Source organism: Rhizobacter sp. P5_A1 (assembly GCF_056400745.1).
The window spans coordinates 16,669-35,116 of sequence record NZ_JBFUKR010000023.1 but is presented as its reverse complement, the minus strand read 5'-3'; the positions used below and the strand labels follow the sequence as shown (position 1 = coordinate 35,116).

The 18,448-nt window shown below is 70.9% G+C and carries 14 protein-coding genes; 2 read left to right on the top strand and 12 right to left on the bottom strand.

Translation table 11 applies throughout. From position 1 onward, the window contains the following. Positions 1 to 10: 10 nt before the first annotated feature. Together AC1DTW_RS21335 and AC1DTW_RS21330 are read right to left on the bottom strand one after the other, a co-directional pair. Complete coding sequence (locus tag AC1DTW_RS21335; RefSeq protein ID WP_477983394.1) at positions 11 to 526, bottom strand: DUF1269 domain-containing protein; 516 nt, start codon at positions 524 to 526, stop codon at positions 11 to 13. A 101-nt stretch (positions 527 to 627) separates the two neighbouring features. Next, positions 628 to 1,530: an amino acid ABC transporter substrate-binding protein gene (locus AC1DTW_RS21330; RefSeq protein WP_477983393.1), complete on the bottom strand. Its 903-nt coding sequence runs from the start codon at positions 1,528 to 1,530 to the stop codon at positions 628 to 630. Between the two features lie 132 nt (positions 1,531 to 1,662). On the opposite strand from AC1DTW_RS21330, the gene AC1DTW_RS21325 reads away from it, so the two are divergent. Next, the gene (locus AC1DTW_RS21325) at positions 1,663 to 2,250 is read left to right on the top strand and encodes a superoxide dismutase family protein (RefSeq protein ID WP_477983392.1); all 588 of its coding nucleotides are present in this window, start codon (positions 1,663 to 1,665) and stop codon (positions 2,248 to 2,250) included. Here the strand turns inward: AC1DTW_RS21325 and AC1DTW_RS21320 are convergent. From AC1DTW_RS21320 to AC1DTW_RS21275, 10 genes are all read right to left on the bottom strand, one after another. Next, positions 2,216 to 2,650, bottom strand: a complete 435-nt coding sequence (locus tag AC1DTW_RS21320; RefSeq protein ID WP_477983391.1) for a tetratricopeptide repeat protein — start codon at positions 2,648 to 2,650, stop codon at positions 2,216 to 2,218. The two genes, AC1DTW_RS21325 and AC1DTW_RS21320, sit on opposite strands and share 35 nt — an antisense overlap. A 262-nt stretch (positions 2,651 to 2,912) precedes the next feature. Next, a complete protein-coding gene (locus AC1DTW_RS21315) occupies positions 2,913 to 5,327 on the bottom strand; it encodes a response regulator (RefSeq protein WP_477983390.1) in 2,415 nt (804 codons plus the stop codon). An 8-nt stretch (positions 5,328 to 5,335) separates the two neighbouring features. Next, complete coding sequence (locus AC1DTW_RS21310) at positions 5,336 to 5,767, bottom strand: response regulator (RefSeq protein ID WP_477983389.1); 432 nt, start codon at positions 5,765 to 5,767, stop codon at positions 5,336 to 5,338. A 79-nt stretch (positions 5,768 to 5,846) separates the two neighbouring features. After that, on the bottom strand, positions 5,847 to 8,288 hold the full coding sequence (locus AC1DTW_RS21305; protein ID WP_477983388.1) for a sensor histidine kinase: 2,442 nt from the start codon (positions 8,286 to 8,288) through the stop codon (positions 5,847 to 5,849). Between the two features lie 233 nt (positions 8,289 to 8,521). Further along, positions 8,522 to 8,863, bottom strand: coding sequence for a hypothetical protein (locus AC1DTW_RS21300; RefSeq protein WP_477983387.1), 342 nt, complete (start codon positions 8,861 to 8,863; stop codon positions 8,522 to 8,524). Positions 8,864 to 8,870: 7 nt separating this feature from the next. Continuing rightward, on the bottom strand, positions 8,871 to 9,497 hold the full coding sequence (locus tag AC1DTW_RS21295) for a response regulator (protein ID WP_477983386.1): 627 nt from the start codon (positions 9,495 to 9,497) through the stop codon (positions 8,871 to 8,873). A gap of 45 nt (positions 9,498 to 9,542) precedes the next feature. Next, on the bottom strand, positions 9,543 to 10,955 hold the full coding sequence (gene nosR / locus AC1DTW_RS21290; protein WP_477983385.1) for a response regulator c-di-GMP phosphodiesterase, NosR family: 1,413 nt from the start codon (positions 10,953 to 10,955) through the stop codon (positions 9,543 to 9,545). Beyond that, on the bottom strand, positions 10,952 to 11,860 hold the full coding sequence (locus AC1DTW_RS21285) for an ATP-binding protein (protein WP_477983384.1): 909 nt from the start codon (positions 11,858 to 11,860) through the stop codon (positions 10,952 to 10,954). The genes nosR and AC1DTW_RS21285 overlap by 4 nt, the downstream gene beginning before the upstream one ends. A 16-nt stretch (positions 11,861 to 11,876) precedes the next feature. After that, a complete protein-coding gene (locus AC1DTW_RS21280; RefSeq protein ID WP_477983383.1) occupies positions 11,877 to 12,770 on the bottom strand; it encodes an HDOD domain-containing protein in 894 nt (297 codons plus the stop codon). A 3-nt stretch (positions 12,771 to 12,773) separates the two neighbouring features. Then, complete coding sequence (locus AC1DTW_RS21275) at positions 12,774 to 16,082, bottom strand: EAL domain-containing protein (RefSeq protein ID WP_477983382.1); 3,309 nt, start codon at positions 16,080 to 16,082, stop codon at positions 12,774 to 12,776. A 232-nt stretch (positions 16,083 to 16,314) separates the two neighbouring features. Here AC1DTW_RS21275 and AC1DTW_RS21270 point away from each other — a divergent pair, with 232 nt between their 5' ends. Continuing rightward, on the top strand, positions 16,315 to 18,396 hold the full coding sequence (locus tag AC1DTW_RS21270; protein ID WP_477983381.1) for a diguanylate cyclase: 2,082 nt from the start codon (positions 16,315 to 16,317) through the stop codon (positions 18,394 to 18,396). The last annotated feature ends 52 nt before the right edge of the window (positions 18,397 to 18,448 follow it).

The following is an 18,448-nucleotide window of genomic DNA, read 5'->3' as shown; positions in this document are numbered from 1 at the left end:
GGTTCACGCGTCACGGAAACGCCGGAATGTCGGGTTCGACCCCTTCGAGCCGAGCCTCGGGATGCAGCCTCTGCAGGCGCGCCTCGATTTCCTCGACGCGCGCACGCGGCACGTCGACCATCAGCAGGATGCGGCCGGCGCGCACGGCGGTCTCGAAGCGTTCGAGCCGATGGCTCGGCGTCGACGCGCCGATCATGCTCGCCGACCACGCGCCGATCAGCGCCCCGACGACCGCGAGCACCGCGACCATGCCCCACTGCGGCGAGCTGCCGACGACCGGGAAGAACCAGGCCGCCACGCCGCCGACGATCGCGCCGACGAGGCCACCGATCACGAGGCCGGATTCGGCCGCGCGGATCACGTCCGAGGTCTGCAGCACGTTGGCGGGGTTCAGGCCGGTGATGTCGGCGTCTTCGCGCGCGACGAAGTGCATGCGCTGCACCGCGATGCGCGCGAGCAGCAGGTCGTCCATCGTCCGGCGAGCGCTGTCCAGATCGGGCAGCAGCCAATAGATGCGTCTGCGCATGAACCTTCCGATCCCCGCGCCGCGGGGCGAGTTCCACGCCCAGACATTACACCCGCGCCGGGTGCGCTTCAAGGCGCGCCGCGGCCGCGCCGCTCAAGTGGTCAGATCGAGTAGCCCAGCAGCATCGCGACGCCCGGCTCCTTGTTCGGACGCACGAAGCTGTCGCGCGTGAACCGACCCATCTTGATCGTCAGCGCATCGGTCGTGAACCACTTCGCGTAGAGCGCGTTGATCTCGCCGCTCGCATAGAGCCGCGCGAGGCTGTGGTCGACGGCCGCGAGCAGCGCGGTGTCGCCCTTGCGCACCATCACCGCGTACGGCTCGACCGACAGCGCCAGGTTGCTCAGGTTCAGCGCATCCAGCGCCTTGTCGTTCGAGGCCAGGCCGAGCAGCAGCGAATCGTCTTGCGGGAACGCACGCACCTTGCCGTCCTTCAGCGCCTTGTAGGCCTCGACGTTGCTGCCGAAGGTCTGCAGCTGCGCCGACAGTTCGCCCGCCGCGAGCTGCGTGAAGAGCTTCTCCGACGTCGTGCCCTTGCTCAGCGCGATCGTCTGGCCGGCGAGATCCTTGATCGTGTCGACCTGCAGATCCTTGGCCGTCAGCACCCGCATCGCGGCGACGAAGAAGGTGTAGCTGAAGTCGACCTTTTCCTGGCGCGCCTTCGTGTTCGTCGTCGAGCCGCACTCGAGGTCGATCTCGCCGGCAACCAGCTTCGGGATGCGCTCGGGCCCGCTGACGAGCTTGTACTGAACCTTCAGGTCGGGGAGCTTCAGCTCGCGCTTGATCTCCTCGACCGCGTTCAGGCACAGGTCGACCGAATACCCGATCGACTGCTTCTGCGCATTCAGGAACGAGAACGGCCGCGCCGCCTCGCGAACACCCAGCACGATGGTCCGACTGCTGCGGATCTTGTTCATCGTGTCGCCGCCCGACTGAGCCGGTGCGGCCGTGCTGGCAAGGGCCAGCACGAGGAAGGAAAACACCCAACGAGGGTCCAGGATCATGCGTCCGACTCCGTGCGAAAGGAGGCGATTCTAGAGTTCGTCCTGAGGCCGCCGCGCGTTTTCGGGCCGGCTGCAACATCTCTTGCGGCACTGCGACACACTCTCGGTTTCAACCCACCCATCGGAGCCTTCATGCACCTTCACCTGACGCCCCGTACCGCCCGCTTGCGCCGCCCCCTGCTGGCGCGATCTGCCGCGGCACTGCTCGCGGCCGGACTGGCGGCCTGCGCGACCTCGAACCCGGCCGCTCCGGGCCCGCGCGCGCTGGCGCAGCTGCAGCCGAAGAGCGGCAGCGCGGTCGCCGGGACGATCTCGTTCAGCCCGCAGGGGCAGCAGGTGCGCGTCGTGGCGCGGGTCAGCGGCCTGACGCCGAACCAGGAGCACGGCTTCCACGTGCACGAGAAGGGCGACTGCTCCGCCGCCGACGCCACCAGCGCCGGCGGGCACTTCAACCCGACCGCACAGCCGCACGGCCCGCAAGGGATGCCGCACCACGGTGGCGACATGCCTTCGCTGAAGGCCGATGCGGACGGCAAGGTCGACACCAGCTTCCTGATCGACGGCGTCGCGCTCGGCACCGGCGGTGCCACCGACCTCGTGGGTCGCGCGGTGGTCGTGCATGCGAAGCCCGATGACTACACGACCCAGCCGACCGGCAACTCGGGCGGGCGCATCGCGTGCGGCGTCATCGAGGCGGGCGCGGCGCCGAAGTCGATGTAGCAGGCACCGCATGCGGGTCGAGTGCGGCGACGCTGGCCGCGTACTCGGCCAGCAGCGTGGCCTCGTTGGGGCGCAAGCGCAGCGCGCGCCGGAACGCCTCGATCGCCGCGGCGTGGCGGCCGAACGAAGCGTACGCGCGCGCCAGCGTGTGCCAGCCGTCGGCATCGCCGGGCTGCGCGTTCAGCCGCTCGGCGAGGCGGTCGACCAGCATGCCGACGCGCGACTCGGCCTGCGCCAGCGCGTCGTCGCCGCGGGCGAGGTACGGGGCCCCGGGCGCCGGCTTCGACGCGGCCACCGCCACCGCTTGCGAAGCGCCGAACTGGATGCAGCCCACGCCTGCCGCGACCAGCGTGAGCGCAGCGGCCCAGGCGCCGATCGGCGCCGATGCGAATGCTTGCAACGCGTGCTCCCGCAGTGGTGGTACCGCATGAATCGCAAGTCGCGGGCCGGCGCGTGCCGCGCGCGGGTCTGCACGGGCGGCTCGGTCGGCGGCAAGTCAGGTGCGGCGCGGCGCGGGGCCGGTGGCGTGCAACGTCTTGATACCGCCGCGCGGGTCCACGCGCCCGTATCCACTGTTGCGCTCGCTCACAAATGAATCACCTGAACGCACGCGCCGGCACGAACGGTCGGCCTCGGCCGAGAGACTGACAAATTCGGACGCTTCAGCCGCCGTACAGGCAACGGCTCACGACCGCCCGCAGCTGTGCCGGCTCGACCGGCTTCGCGACGTGGTCGCTCATGCCGGCATCGATACAGCGGCGGCGATCCTCCTCGAACGCGCTCGCCGTCATTGCGACGATCGGCAGCAGCGCATCCAGCACACGGATCTGCCGCGTCGCCTCGAGCCCGTCGAGCCGCGGCATGTGCAGATCCATCAGCACCATCGCGTAGCGGCCGCCGCGCACACCGGCGACCGCCGCCGCGCCGTCGTCGACGACATCGACCTCGAAGCCGAGCTCGCGCAGCAGCTGCGATGTCACGAGCTGGTTGACCGCGTCGTCGTCGGCGAGCAGCACGCGCGTGCCGGCCTGCGGCGCGATCCAGGCCGCGGCGCTCTCGGCGCGCCGTTCGAGCGCCTCGGCCGGGCCGACGCGCAACGGCAGATCGAGCCAGAACGTGCTGCCCTGCTGCACCTCGCTGACGACGCCGATCTGACCTTGCATCAGGCACGCCAGGTGCCGCGCGATCACCAGGCCGAGCCCGCTGCCGCCGTACTCGCGCGCGGTCGAGCTGGCGCCCTGCGCGAAGCGCTGGAACAGGCGCGCCTGCTGCTGCGCGGTCATGCCGATGCCGGAGTCCTGGACCTCGATGCGCAGCCGCGCACCCGCGCGCGACGCGCGCACGCGGATCGTGCCGTGGCTCGTGAACTTGATCGCGTTGGCGAGAAAGTTCAGCACGATCTGCTCGAGCCGCAGCACATCGCCGCGCAGGCAGTCGGGCAGCGCCGCATCGATGTCGAGTTCCAGCGCCAGGCCCTTCTCGGATGCGCGCTGCTGCAGCATGTCGATCGCGTGCGTGGCGACCTCGCGCAGCGAGAACGCGGTGTCCTCGAGCTCGAGCTGGCCGGCTTCGATCTTCGAGAGGTCGAGCACGTCGTTGACGATGCGCAGCAGGTGATCGCCCGACTGCTGCAGCTTCGTCACGTAGTCCAGCGGCCGGCCCGGCGCGAGCTCGGCACGCAGCAGCCGCGCGAGGCCGAGGATCGCGCCCATCGGCGTGCGGATCTCGTGGCTCATGTCGGCGAGGAAGCGGGTCTTCGCGTGATTCGCCGCGTCGGCGGCGTCGCGCGCGAGCGTCAGCGCGGCGTTGGCGCGCGCGAGCTCGTCGGTGCGCGCCGCGACCTGGGCCTCGAGCTCGTCGCGGTAGTGCGCGACGCGCGTCTCCTGCTCGTGCCGCGCGGTGACGTCGCGCGAGATCGCGAGCACGGTGTCGACCGCGTCGCCGGCGCCGTACTCGCGCGTCAGAACCACCTCGAAGGCGCGGCGGCCTGCCGGCACGTCGGCCTCGAACTCGATGTGCTGCTGGGCACCGAGGGCGAAGACCTGCTGCAACGCGGCACGGAACAGCTCCGCGAGTTCGGGCGGCGTCCCCAGCTCCGTGTGCGTGCGACCGATGAAGAATTCCGGCGCCTTGCCGCTGATTGCCTGCATCGGCGGGCTGACGTACAGGTGCCGGCCCTCGCGATCGAAGCGGACCACGACGTCCGGCAGGTTGTTGACGAGCGAGCGGTACGCGGCCTCGCTGCGCTGCAGCGCAGCCCGCTCGCGCGCGCCGAGCGCCTTCAGGTGCGCAGCTTCGAGCGCGAACGGCAGGCGTTGGCGATAGCCGTCGGACTTGGTCAGGTAGTCGGCCACGCCGAGCCGGATCGCGAGCTGCGCGATGCGTTCGTTGCCTTGCGCCGCGACCAGCACGACCGGCAGCTCGGGCCGCTGCAGCGCGGCCACCTGCTTCAGCAGCTCGATCACCGGCAGGCCTGGCAGACGGTCGTCGAGCAGCAGCACGTCGGGCGTCGGGCCGGGCGCGTCGGCACCGAGCCGCCGCAGCACCGCAGCGGCCGAGCCCGCGGGTTCGATCACGATGTGCGGCGCGCGCCGGTTCAGCTCGGCGCGCACCGTCTCGAACTCCGCGGTGTCGGCGTCGGCGTACAGCACTTGCAGCGGCGTCGCGCTGCGCGCGGTCTCGGAGCGAAAGCGCTCGAGCGCCGCATGCAGGGTGCGCGGCAGCACCGTCAGGTAGGCGTCGCGCTTCGTCACGTAGTCGTTCGCGCCGGCATGCAGCGCGCCGACGACGGTGTCTTCGTCGCCCGAGCCCGTCAGGATCACGACCGCCAGCATCAGCCCGTGGCTGCGCACGTGCGAGAGGATCTCCAGGCCGAGCCCGTCGGGCAGGTTCAGGTCGGTCAGCACGACGTCGTAGTGCGGCGCGTCGTCGCCGCCGAGCTCGAACTGATTCAGGCGCGCGAGCGCCAGCGCGACGGTCGAGACGATCTCGAGCCGGATCTCCGGCGCGCGGCGCCGGAAGGTGTCGCGCACCAGGGCCGCGCCGAGCGCGTAGTCCTCGACGTACAGGACATTCATCGGGGCATTCATCGCGGCAGCGGCGGCGGTCGGTTCAGCACCGCCCAGTAGAGTTCGATCTGCTCGGCCACCGCCAGGAACTTCTCGAAGTTCACAGGCTTGACGATGTACGAGTTGGCGCCGAGCGCGTAGGCGCTTTGCACGTCCTGGTGCTCGGCCGAGGTCGTCAGCATCACGACCGGGATCGTGCCGAAGCGCTCATGCGCGCGCAGCTGCCGCAGCACCTCGAGGCCGCCGACCTTCGGCAGGTTCACGTCGAGCAGGATCACCACCGGCGCCGGCGCGCCGCCCTCCCACTGCGCGATCAGTTCCAACGCTTCTTCGCCGTCGCGCGCGACCTGGACCGCGTTGGCCAGCTTGCGCCGGGCGAACGCACGCAGCGTGAGGTCGACATCCATCGGGTTGTCCTCGACCAGCAGGATCGGTCGCGTGTCGTCCATCGTCGTTCGCCTCCGTCAGTGCAAGGTGGCCGGGTTGGCCGCGAGTGAGGGCCTGCGGCGCCCGGCCCTTCGGGTGATCTCAGCAAACAGGCCCCAGTTCGAGGTGAAAGGTGCTGCCTTCGCCGAGCCGGCTGTCGGCCCAGACGCGCCCGCCCATGCGTTCCATCGCCTTGCGCACCAGCGCCAGGCCGATCCCGGTGCCGGGATAGTCCTCGGCGCGGTGCAGGCGCTGGAAGATCTCGAACATCTTGTCGTGGTAGCGCATGTCGAAGCCGGTGCCGTTGTCCTGCACCGTGAGCACGACCCGATCGTCGTGCAGCCGGCTGCGGATCTTCAGCGTCGGCGGCTGCGAGCGTGCCGAGAACTTGAGCGCGTTGTCGATCAGGTTGCGCAGTGCCATCTCGAGGCCCTCGCGGTCGGCATCGACGCCGACATCGTCGACCGCCACCTGCAGTTCGACGCCGGTCAGCTCGGCGGTGCGCCGCGCGATCAGGCCGTCGACGAACGCGCGCAGCGCGATGCGCGTCGGCGCCCAGGCGCGGCGCTCCTGCTGCGAGTACGCGAGCAGGTCGTCGATCAGCTCGTGCATCTGCGCGGTCGCGGTACGCACATCGGCGATGAACCTGCGGGCCTCCGCGTCGAGCTGATCGGCGTACTCGTCGAACAGCAGCCGGCTGTAGCCGTCGATGCCGCGCAGCGGCGCCTTCAGGTCGTGCGAGACCGAGTAGCAGAAGCCTTCGAGCTCGCGCGTCTTCGCCTGCAGCTCGTCCGTGCGCTGCGCGACGCGCTGCTCGAGTTCGGCGTTGAGCTGCTGCAGCTGCAGCTCGGCGGTCTTGCGCGCGGTGACGTCGGTCACGGTCAGGAACACGAGCGGGCTGCCCGAGTCGTCGTGCACCAGCGCACCCTCGTACGCGAAGACGCGCTCCCAGTCGCGGTCGAGGCGGCGCACGCGCAGCTCGCTGCGCTGCTCGAGCGCGCCGTCGACGAGGCGCGACATCGGCCACGCATCGAAGGGCAGCGTGCGGCCGTCGAGCGTGGAGAGCTCGAACAGCGCGCGATAGTCGTGCCGCGTCATGGCCGCCGCCTCCTCGGGCGCGAGCTCGAACATCTCGAGCGCGGCGCGGTTCCAGTGCACCTTCGCGGGTGCCAGGCCGTGAATCAGCAGCCCCGAACTGAGGTTCTCGACGACGCGCTCGAGCCGCTCCTGGCTCGCGCGCTGCGCCTGCTCGGCCGCGCGCCGGTTCGCCAGGCCCTTGTCGAGGAAGAACACGCCCGACATGAACGCCGTCAGCCCGAGCAGCGAGCCCACCGGCAGCAGCAGGAAGGTGCCGGCCGTCGCCTCGCGCAAATGCCGCTGGTGCCCGGCCAGGCGCTCGCCCTCGCGCTGCATCAACGGGCCGATCAGGTTCGTGATCTCGCGCGACAGCCCGAGCGCCTCGCCGGACGCGAACGCCGCGCGCGCGGCCTCGAGACCCTGCGCGCGGCGCAGTACGATCAGACCGTCGCCGTGGCCGAGGCGCCGTTCGACCGCGGCCTGCAGCGCGGCCACGGTCGCGACCGGCGGCGCCTCCTCGGCGGCGCGCGCGCTGCGCAGCGCGGCGAGCCGGTCGAGGATCGATGCCTTCAGGGTCGCGCGCGACGCCAGCAGCGCCTCATCGCCGGTCAGCAGGAAGGCGGTCTGCGCGCCCTCGAGCGTGCGCAGCTCGGTGCGGACCTGCTGCAGCTGGTTCAGCGTCTGCTGCACCTGCACGACGCGCGCCGCGGTGCGCCGCATGTCGAGCGCGAAGCCGGCCGCGAGCTCGGCGGCGCCGAGCATCAGCAGCATGCCGAGCGCGAACCCGGCGACTCCCGCACGCCCGAGCGCCCAGCGCGTGGACTGCAGGCGACGGGCGCGCAGCAGCGCCGCGACGCCGAGCATCAGGAACGCCGCCGCGGTCGCCACCGCCATCGTCGCCGCGCCGCCCCAGCGCAGCCCGAGCACCCGGTCGGCGAAATGCGTCGCGAGCGTCACGGCGCCGATCACCGTGACCGACGCGCCGAGCGCCGCGGCCAGCGGCAGCCACAAGCGCAGCCGTGCGGGCAGCACCGACAAGGCCAGCGCGACACCGACCGCGATGCAGCAGAACGCGGCCGTGGGCGACATGCGGCCCGGCCGGACGATGCGTTCGGGCACGGCCGGGTCGGGGAACAGCAACTCGTCGATGCCGAGGTTCAGCGCCAGCAGTTCCTCCGCCAGCGACAGCGCGCCGATCAGCGCGGCCACGACGGCCAGCGCGGCGATCAGCGGCCAGCGGCGGTGCGCTGCGCGTCCTGCGCCGAGCGCGGTCGCCAGGCCGCAGGCCCCCAACGCGATGGCCGTGTTCGCCTTCACGGTGACCTGGCCGGGCCAGGCCAGCTTCAGTGCGGCGATGTCGAGCATCCAGCCCATCAGCACCAGCGCGCCCAGCGCCACGGCGGCGAGGCCGAGGCCCCGTTCGAGCCGGGGCGGGTGCCGCCATGCGAGGGCCGCCGCGCCGGTCATGTCGCCCCGTGAGCCTCGCTGGCAAGAGACGGGCGCCGTCCGCTGCCGCCCAGGCGCCTGGACATGACGGGAATCGGGAACGGCCGGTGCATGCGTCGCAGATTGTTAACCAAGGTTAACGGCATTGCCGCACGTCTTCCGGCGTCTGTCAATTTCAATAGTTCACGCGGCCCCCCACGAATGTGGGAGCAGCAGATCGACCGATTTCGGGTCGAACAGCCGGCGGCGCGCGCTCAGGCGCCGCCTGACAGCGGCAAGGCGCCTTCGAGCACGCGCCACGCATCGCGCGCGGCCGTCAGGTCGAGCGCCTGAGCGTGACGCTCCAGCGCTGCAGCCAGTGCGCCGGCGTCGGTGTGGCCGAGCACGACGAGGGCCGACTGCAGGTCGTGCCCGAGACGCCGCAGGCGCGCCAGATCGCCGCTCGCGCAAGCCGCGCGCGCCGCGACTGCATCGACGGCAAACTGCTCGGCGCAGGCCGACGCGAACGCAGCGTAGATCGCCCTGTCGCCGCCGAAATGGGTGGCGATCGCCCGCTCGATGGCGGCGCTGGTGGGCCGCATCGGCGTCGATGCCATCGCGTGATCAGCGCAGCGGCGCCGCGGTGGCCGGCAGCCAGGCCGCGAGCAGGGCCGGCAGCTCGGCGACGAGGCGCGGCTTGTGGATCACCGGCACCTGCTCGAGCGCGAATGCATACGGCGCGCGCTGGCTTTCGTCGAGCGAGGTGATCACGATCAGCCGGCTGCGCGCGAACTGCGGGTGCGAGCGCAGGCTGGTGATCAGCGTCGCGCCGTCGATGCCGGGCAGCAGGATGTCGACGATCAGCACCTCGGGCTGGAGCTGGCCGTACAGCGCGAGCCCGGCGATGCCGTCGTCGGCGATGCTCAGCTCGGTGCCGGCGAAGTGCTGCTTCATCAGCAGCGACACGAGCTTCTGGAAGTGCACCGAGTCGTCGATCAGCAGCACGCGCGACGCGCCCGCCGTCGCATCGCGCGGCGGCGCCACGGCGGGCGGCACCGGGCCGCGCCCGGCGCGCCAGCGATCGACCGACGCGCGCGCGATGCGCCGGTGGCCGCCGGGCGTCTTCCAGGCATCGAGCTCGCCGCGATCGACCATCAGCTGCACCGAGCGCACCGACATGCCGAGCACGCGCGCGACCTCGATCGTCGTGAATTCGTCCGGAGAAGCGTCGGAGGCGGTGCTGGGTGTCATGACGTGAAATATCGCAGAAATATCGCAAAAAACAGCGTGTCCGACTCAGCGAAGTGCACGAAATGGCAGCGCGTCGATCCGCGCCGCGGTGGCCGCGCGCTCGGCGGCGGCCGGGTCACCGGTCAGCACCGGGATCGTCAATGCCAGCCCGTGCCGTTCGGCGTGCGCGGCGATGCGCCGGATCAGGTCGGCACTCAACACGTGCTCGGCGGCGAGCAGCACGACGCCGTCGCGCGAGCGCAGGTCGCGTGCCAGCCGCATGCCGGGCCGCAGCCGATCGACCGTCAGTTCGACAAACGCCGGCGGCGCGTCCGGCACCCGCGTGACCTCGGCGAAGGCGTCGACGACGGCCGGATCGAACTGCGTGCCGCGGCCGCGCAGCACGAGCATGCGCGCCTCCTCGGGCGACAGCTCGCTGCGCGCGAGGTGGCCGGATTGCAGGTCGTCGAAGGTGTCGGCGATCGCCAGGATCGCGGCGCCGCGCGGGATCGCGTCACCGGCCAGGCCTTCCGGGAAGCCCTGGCCGTCGTGGCGCTCGTGGTGCGAGCGCACCAGCGCGGCGACGCCCTGCATGTCGTCGAGTGCCAGCAGCGCCTGCTCGCCGAGCGCGGCGTGGCGCACGTAGAGCGCGCGGTCCTCGGCCGTCATGCGCGGCACCGGGCAGGCGAGCACGGCGTCGGACAGGCCGACCTGGCCGATGTCGTGCAGCAGCCCGGCAACGAAGATGTCCTGCGCCTCGGCAGCCGGCAGCTGCATCGCGTTCGCGATGCGGCGCGCCAGTTCGGCGACGCGCCGCGAATGGCCGGCCATCGCGCCGCCACGCAGCTCGACCAGGTTCGAGAACGCCTTGATCGTGTGCAGGTGATTGCGCGCGAGCCGCGCGTTCGCGTCGGTCAGTTGCGTGGTGCGCTCGGCCACCTGCCGTTCGAGGCCGGCGTTCAGCGCGACCAGCTCGGCGTGCTGCGCCGCGACGACCCGCTCGAGGCGGGCCTGCTCGCGCAGCAGCGCCTGGCGCGCGAAGGCCTCGCGCGCCGCGCCGAGCAGCTCCTGCTCGTGCCAGGGCTTGGTCAGGTAGCGGAAGATCTCGCCGCGGTTGATCGCGGCGATCGTCGCGGCGACGTCGGAGTGGCCGGTCAGCAGCACGCGCGTGATCGCCGGCCAGGTCTCGCGCACCTGTGCGAGCAGCTGCGCGCCGTCCATGCCCGGCATGCGCATGTCGGAGATCACGAGCTGCACCGGCTCGCGTGCGAGCAGCTGCAGCGCGTCGTCGGCACTCGGGGCGATCAGCACGCGGTAGCCGCTGCCCCGGAACACGCGCTGCAGCGCCGCGAGGATGTTGGGCTCGTCGTCGACGCACAGCAGCGTCCACGGCGCACCGTCGTCGATCGGCGCAGCGATCGTCGCGTCGGCCGGCGCGTCGATCTCGGCCGCGGGCAACGCAGCGGTGTCGGCGTTCATGGCTCGGCCGGCCGCACCGGCAAGGTCACGCGGAACGTCGTGCCGGCGCCGGGCTCGCTGCGCACGTCGAGCTGGCCGAGGTGCTTGCGCACGATGCCGTACGACAGCGACAACCCGAGGCCCGTGCCCTGCCCGACCGGCTTGGTCGTGAAGAACGGGTCGAAGATGCGGCCGAGGTCCTCCTTCGGGATACCGCAGCCGTTGTCGACCACCTCGACCCAGACCGTTGCCGCCGCTTCGTCGGTGCCGCTGCGGATCGTGATCGTGCCGCGCTCCGCGGTGATCGCGTGCGCCGCGTTGACGAGCAGGTTCATGAAGACCTGGTTCATCTCGGAAGGCAGGCACCAGACCTCGGGTAGCAGGCCGTATTCCTTGACGACCTCGGCCTTGTACTTGATCTCGTTGTTAACGATGTTCAGCGTCGAGTCGACGCCCTGGTGCAGGTTGGCCCAGCTCCATTCCTGGTGCGCGTCGACGCGCGAGAAGTCCTTCAGATCCTGGACGATCTTGCGCACCCGCGTGATGCCCTCCTTCGACTCGGCCATCAGCGTCGGGATGTCCTGCTTCAGGTAGTCGAGCTCGATCTGCCCGCGCAGCTCGCGCAGGCGCGCCGCGGTCGGCGTGCCGGCGAGCTCGGTCTCGGCCGCCTCGTACGCGCCGAGCATCTCGAACAGGTCGGCGATGTATCTTTCGAGCGTGCCGAAGTTCGAGAAGATGTAGCCGATCGGGTTGTTGATCTCGTGCGCGACACCGGCCGCGAGCTGACCGATCGACGCGAGCTTCTCGGATTGCACCAGCTTGTTCTGCGCCTCCGAGAACTTGCCGTTCAGCTCCTTCAGCGCCTGGTTCGCGAGCAGCAGTTCGTGCACCTGGTGCTCGGCCGTGAGAGTTGCGTCGTCGTTCATCGCCGTCCTTGTGGGTTCAGTTGAGCAGCGCCGCACACAGGCCATGCATCTGCAGTTCGGTCTCGGCCAGCAGTGGGGCCCAGCCCTCTTTCGACAGCCCGAGCGCCAGCCAGGCCTGTTGCGACTCGGCCGGCAGATCGTCCCAGTCGGCGCGGCCCGACTCGATCGCCTGGACGAGCCGGTCGGCCGCGCCCACGACGTGCGCGAGCTGGATGGCGCAGCCGCTCGGCGGCGGCGCGTGGTGCTGGCCGATCGCCTCGACGATGCAGGCCGGGAAGCGCCAGTGCTCGGTCACGATCGCGCCGACCGCGGCGTGGTCGGTGCCGAGCAGCCTGTGTTCGGCGGCGCTCGCATCGACGCCGCACTCGGCCGCGTACACCAGCGTGCACGCGAAGCGCGGCGCAAACGCGCTCGCGAGAACGAGCCGGCCGATGTCGTGCAGCAGCCCGGCCGTGAATGCCGCTTCGGCCTCGACCCCCGCCGCGCCGGCGACCAGCTTCGCGCCCGCCGCGACGCCGACCGCATGGCGCCAGAAGGCCTGGAAGTCGAAGCCCTCGCAGTCCGGCGGCGCGAAGCTGCCGCTCATCGCCGCGGCCGTCACGACCGCGCGCACCGTGCGCAGCCCGAGCACCGTGGTCGCGTCGGTCACCGAACTGACGTGGCGCGAGATGCCGTAGAACGACGAGTTGGCCAGGCGCAGCGTCTTGGCCGTCAGCGCCGGATCGAGCGCGATCTTGCTCACCAGCATCGCGGTCTCGATGTCCTCGCTGCCGAGCATGTCGAGCAGCTCGAGCACCGCAGCGGGCAGCGCCGGCAGGTCGCGCAGCAGCGATGCCATCTGCAAGGGTTCGCAGGCCGTCACCAACGCCTGGCTCGGCGCAGACTCAGGTCGGGAGAAGTCGTTGTTCATCACTCAGTGCACCTTCGGATTTGGGACCTGCGGCGCCAGCACCATCAGCTTGCCCTGCCGGTCCGGATCGCCGCCGATCGCGCGGCACGCGGCCTGGAAGCGCCGCCCGGCCAGGTCGACGCGAACATGCGCGCCGTCGCTGGCGCGCCAGACCTCCAGCAGTTCCTCGCTGAGCGCCTCGGTGGCGCTGCGCCCGAGCGGCGAGACGCCCGCGGCGAACAGCTCCTGCGCGTCGATGTTCAGGTACGCGACCATGCCCTCGACATCGAAGCCGATCACCGGCGCCGGCATCCCTTCGAGCAGGTCGCGCGCGCTCAGCAGCCGCGCCTCGTCGCGGCGGATCTGCTGCCGCTGCGCGTCCATCAGCCGCTCCATCCGTTCGTTGACGATCGCGAGCTCGCGGTTCGCCGATTGCAGCCGCTCGCCGAGCTCGCGGTTGTCGTCGGCCAGATGCTTGTGGCGGAACGCCTCGTGCACATGCGCGCGCAGGCGTTCGTCGTCCCAGGGCTTGGTCAGGAACTTGTAGACCGCGCCTTCGTTGATCGCGTCGGTGATCGACTGCAGCTCGGTGTAGCCCGACAGCGACATGCGCACCGTCTGCGGGTACAGCTCCTTCGCGCGGCGCAGGAATTCGACGCCGGTCATGCCGGGCATGCGCTGATCCGACAGGATCACGTCGACCTTGTTCTCGGCGAGCCGCTGCAGGCCTTGCGCGCCGCTGTTCGCGGTGATGATGTGGTAGCCGTCGCGGCGCAGCAGCCGGCGCAGCGAGGCAAGGATGTTCTCCTCGTCGTCGACCAGCAGCAGCGTGCGCTCGCGCGACTTGCGTTCGATCAGGTGATCGGGCAGGCGCTTGTCCTCGCGCAGCATCTCGGCGATCGCGTCTGCGGTCACGGGCCGGCTGAAGTAGTAGCCCTGGATCTGGTCGCAATGGCTCGCCACCAGCAGCGCGAGCTGGCTCTCGTTCTCGACGCCCTCGGCCATCACCTTCATGTTCAGGCCGTGCGCCATGTTGATCAGCGCGCGCGTGACCGAGACATCCTGCGTCGGCGCGGTCACGTCGTGCACGAACGAGCGGTCGATCTTCAGCACGTCGATCGGCAGCTTGCTCAGGTAGCCCAGGTTCGAATAGCCGGTGCCGAAATCGTCGAGCGCGATCTCGACGCCGATCGCCTTCAGCTGCGAGAGCGTGCGCGCGACGTGGTCGACCTGGTCGAGCAGCATGCTCTCGGTCACCTCGACGCCGAGGTGATGCGGGTCCAGGCCGGTCTCGTCGAGGATCATGCGGATGCGCTGCGCGATGTCGGCCTGCTGCAGCTGCTGCATCGACAGGTTGATGCCGACGCGCACCGGCGGCAGCCCCTGCGCCTGCCAGCGCATGCTGTCCTGGCACGCGGTGCGCACGACCCACTCGCCGATCGGGATGATCAACCCGGTCTTCTCCGCCAGCGGGATGAACTCGGCCGGCGAGATCTCGCCGCGCACCGCGTCCTTCCAGCGCGCGAGCGCCTCGAGCCCGACGATGCGGCCGGTGCGGAGATCGACCTGCGGCTGGTAGCACAGGTAGAGCTCGTTGCGTTCGATCGCGCGGCGCAGGCCGGCCTCGTTGGCGAGGCGCGCGCTGGCGCGTGCGTTCGCCTCGGGCGTGTAGAAGCAGATGCGATCGCTCTCGCGCTGGCGCGCCTGTTGCGCCGCGGCGCCGGCGCGGTCGAGCAGGTCGGCGGCGTTGTCGGCATCGGCGGGGCACAGCGCGACACCGATCGCGCAGGTCGCGAAGATCTCCGTGTCGTCGATGTGGAACGGGCCGGCCACGCCGTCGACGAGCGCGCGCGCCATCGACTGCGCGGCCGCCTCGCTCTCGCCGTCGGCATCGCACAGCAGCAGCGCGAACTCCCCCGAGCCCAGGTGCGCGGTCATCTCGGCGTGCGGCGCCAGATGGCACAGGCGCTGCGCGACCGCCTTCATCAGCCGGTCGCCGGCCGCATAGCCCAGGCTCTCGTGGGCGAGGCGGAACTGGTCGATCTCGATCACCATCAGGCCGATGCTGCGCTCTTCGCGCTGCGCCGCGAGCGTCGTCTCGAACAGGCGGTCGGTCAGCGCGTTGCGGTTCGGCAAGCCGGTCGCGCGGTCGACGTGCGCGAGCTCGTGCAGCGCTGCTTCAGCCTCGCACCGCGAGGTGATGTCCTGCAACGTCGCGTTCAGGCGCAGCGGCGTGCCGTCGTCGGCGAACTCGAGGCGGCCGCGGTGCAGCACCGTGCGGATCGCGCCGTCGCTGCGCACGATGCGGTGCTGGAACTCGAAGGCCTCGTCGGCCTGGACCGATTGGCGCATCGCCTGCACGAGCTGGCGCTCGTCGGCGGGGATGTGGTCGCCGAGCCAGCCGGCCGGCACGGCGCCCTCGATCGGCGCTTCACCGAGCAGGCGGAAAAGGCCGACCGACAGCGTCACCTCGCCGGTCACGAGGTTCGTTTCTTCGGAGCCGATCGCGGCGATCTCCTCGGCCTGGGCGAGCAGCTGCGCGCGCCGCTTCAGCTCGCTGTTCGAGCGCTTCAGCGAATGCGACATGCGGACCATGTTGGCGTGCAGCCGCGTGTCCATCGCCGAGACGATCAGGGTCAGCGCAAGCAGGATCAGCGAGGTCAGCACGACCAGCATCGCGAGCGCGCTGCCGGTCAGTTGGCCGGCACTCAGGCACACCGACCCGACCGGAAAGCCGGCGGCCGCCATCGCGGTGTAGTGCATGCCCGCGACCGCCAGCCCCATCGCGCCGGCGCTGGCGAGCTGGTAGCGCGTCTTCTGGTAGCGCCCGGCGATCCGGCGCACCCCGGCAAAGATCATCATCGCGGCCGCACTCGCACCGACCGCGATCAGCGCCGATGCGCCGACGAGCCAGAGATTCCAGACGATGCCCGGCGTCATGTCGAGCGCGGCCATCCCGGTGTAGTGCATCGCGCAGATGCCCAGGCCCATCGCGAGCGCGCCGGCAATCAGGCGCCGCGGCGTCAGGCGGGCGCTGCCCAGGTGCAATGCCAGTGCGCAGGCCGCGACCGCGGCGAGCCACGAGGCGATCGTCAGCAGCGGTGTGTAGCCGAGCGCGATCGGCAAGGTGTAGGCCAGCATGCCGACGAAGTGCATGGTCCAGATGCCCGTGCCCATCGCGATCGAGCCACCGATCCACAAGCCGTTCGCCAGCCGCCGGTCACCGCCGCGCACGCGCTTGACGAGGTCGAGCATCACGTAGGCCGACAGCATCGCGACGAGGACGGAGGCCACGACCAGACTCGGGTTGTAGCCAGCGCGGAGGTAGGTCATGGAAGCGTCGGACCCGGGAGTTGAATCACTTGAATCGTTTTCGGTCGCCAATTTGAGATCATTAATAGTAATTTCGCCGTTTAGAGCTCGATCAGCCGAATGAACACGGGTCTCTTCTTGCCTTTGACATCGCGGTGCTCCTCTCCCGATCGAGACGTGCGGCGTCGATCGGCAAATGACATATCTGATAGATATGCCTACAGATCGGCCGAATCCATCCGAAATGCCAGCGATGAGCGGCAGGACATCGGAAGGCGCCAGCCTCGGCTGGAGCGCGCAGGACGCGGGCGGCGGCTGGCGCGCCCGGCTCGCGGCCGCGTTCGGCTCGCTGAAGCTGCGCGTCACGCTCGGCACGGTCGGCGCGCTGGTGCTCGGCATCGGCCTGACCTCGGCGATCCTGCTGCACCAGGCCGAGCGCGACACGCTCGCCGCACAGCGCCATCGCGAACTCGCCGAGGCGGTGCGCGGTGCCGCCGCGCTGTCGCGCCATGTCATCGACCTGCAGCAGGCGCTGCAGGCGAGCGCCGCTCGTCTCGACCCCGAGACGCTGGCGGACGATGCCCGCCTCGCCGCGTTCATCGAATCGCAGCCGGTGCTGCGCGGGATGTTCGCGAACCTCTTCGCAGCCAAGGCCGACGGCACGCTGCGTCTGTACGCCGACGCGACAGGCCTGCGCCGCCCGGCGATGAACCTGAACGAGCGCGAGTACTTTCGCCGCACGGTCGCCGAGCAGCGCGCGATCGTCTCCAATCCGCTGCCCGGCCGCGTTTCCGGCGAGCCGGTCGTCGTGTTCACCTATCCGCTGCGCCTCGACGGGCGCGTCTACGGCGTGCTCGGCGGCGCGCTGCGCCTGACCGGCGGCGATCTGCTGGATGAATTCGCCAGCGGCGCCGAGGGCGCGAGTTCGCTGCTCGTCGTCAGCGATGCGCAGGGCCGTGTGCTCGCGCATCCGGATCGCAGACGATTGCTGCAGTCGCTGACGACCGAACCGCGCCTGGCGCAGGCCTTCGACGAATGGCGCCGCAGCGGCAGCGCGATCGAGCCGGCCGGGTTGCGCCTGGCGCAGGCCCACGAGCTGGTCAGTGCCGGTGGTGTGCCGGCAGCCGACTGGATGGTCTGGCGCGCGTCGCCGCAGGCCGAGCTGCTCGCGCCGCTGGAGGCCGCGCGGCGCCAGTCGCTGCTCTGGGCGGTCGGACTGATCGTCGTGCTCTCGGCAGCCACGCTGGCCTGGCTGTGGCGCTTGCTCCGGCCGCTGAGCGCGCTCGAAGTTCGCGCACGGCGCCTGTTCGACGCCGACCAGGATCCGGCCGCCGGCTGGCCGCAAGCCGGCGGCGAGTTCGGCCGCCTCGGACGCGTGCTGTGCCATGTCGGCGTCGAGCGCGCGAACCTCGAGGCGCGGGGCGCGCAGGTGCTGCAACGGCTCGGCTCGGTGATGCGGGCCGCGCCGGTCGGCATCTGCTTCACGCGGCAGCAGACCTTCGAGCTCGTCAGCGCCGAGTTCTGCCGCCTGTTCGGCCACGTCGAGGGCGCCTTCGTCGGCCAGCCGGCGCGGCTGATCTATCGCTCGGACGACGACTGCGCCGCGGTCGGCGCGCAGGTCGGCAAGGCCTTCGGCGCCGGGCAGGTGTATGTCGGCGAGTGGCAGCTCGAGCGCGTCGACGGCGCGCTGTTCTGGGCCCAGCTGCGCGCCGCGCCGGTGGACGCCGCCGACCCGATGGCCGGCACGATCTGGACCGTCAACGACATCGATGCGCAGGTCGCGGCGCGCACGCGGCTCGAGTGGTCGGCGTCACACGACGGCCTGACCGGCCTGGCGAACCGCAACGCGCTCGACGGCCGGCTCGCGCGCCTGTTCGACGCCTTGCCGCACTCGGTCCCGACCGCGCTGGTGATGATCGATCTCGATGCCTTCAAGCCGATCAACGACAGCGCGGGTCATGCCGCCGGCGACGCCGTGCTGCGCGCCGTGGCTCGGGCGATCAACGATTGCGTTCGCGTCAGCGACCTCGTGGTGCGCCTGGGCGGCGACGAGTTCGCGGTGCTGCTGGAGCGCTGCTCGGTGGATGTCGCGATGAGCGTCGCCGAGAAGGTTCGCGAGGCGATCGCTGCGATCGCGCTGCCCTGGCAGCATCAGACGCTGCGCGTCGGCGCGAGCCTCGGCGTGGCGCCGCTCGCCATCGACACCCCCGATGCGGCGACCTGGCTGGGCGAGGCCGACCGCGCGCTCTATCGCGCCAAGGCGCACGGCCGCGGCGTCGTCGTGCGCGCGGCGCCGGGAGCGCGAATTGCCGCAAGTCACGCGGTCGACGCGTAAATTTTTCCCACACGGGCGGCCGCAGAAGCGTGACAGCTGGTGACGCGCAGCG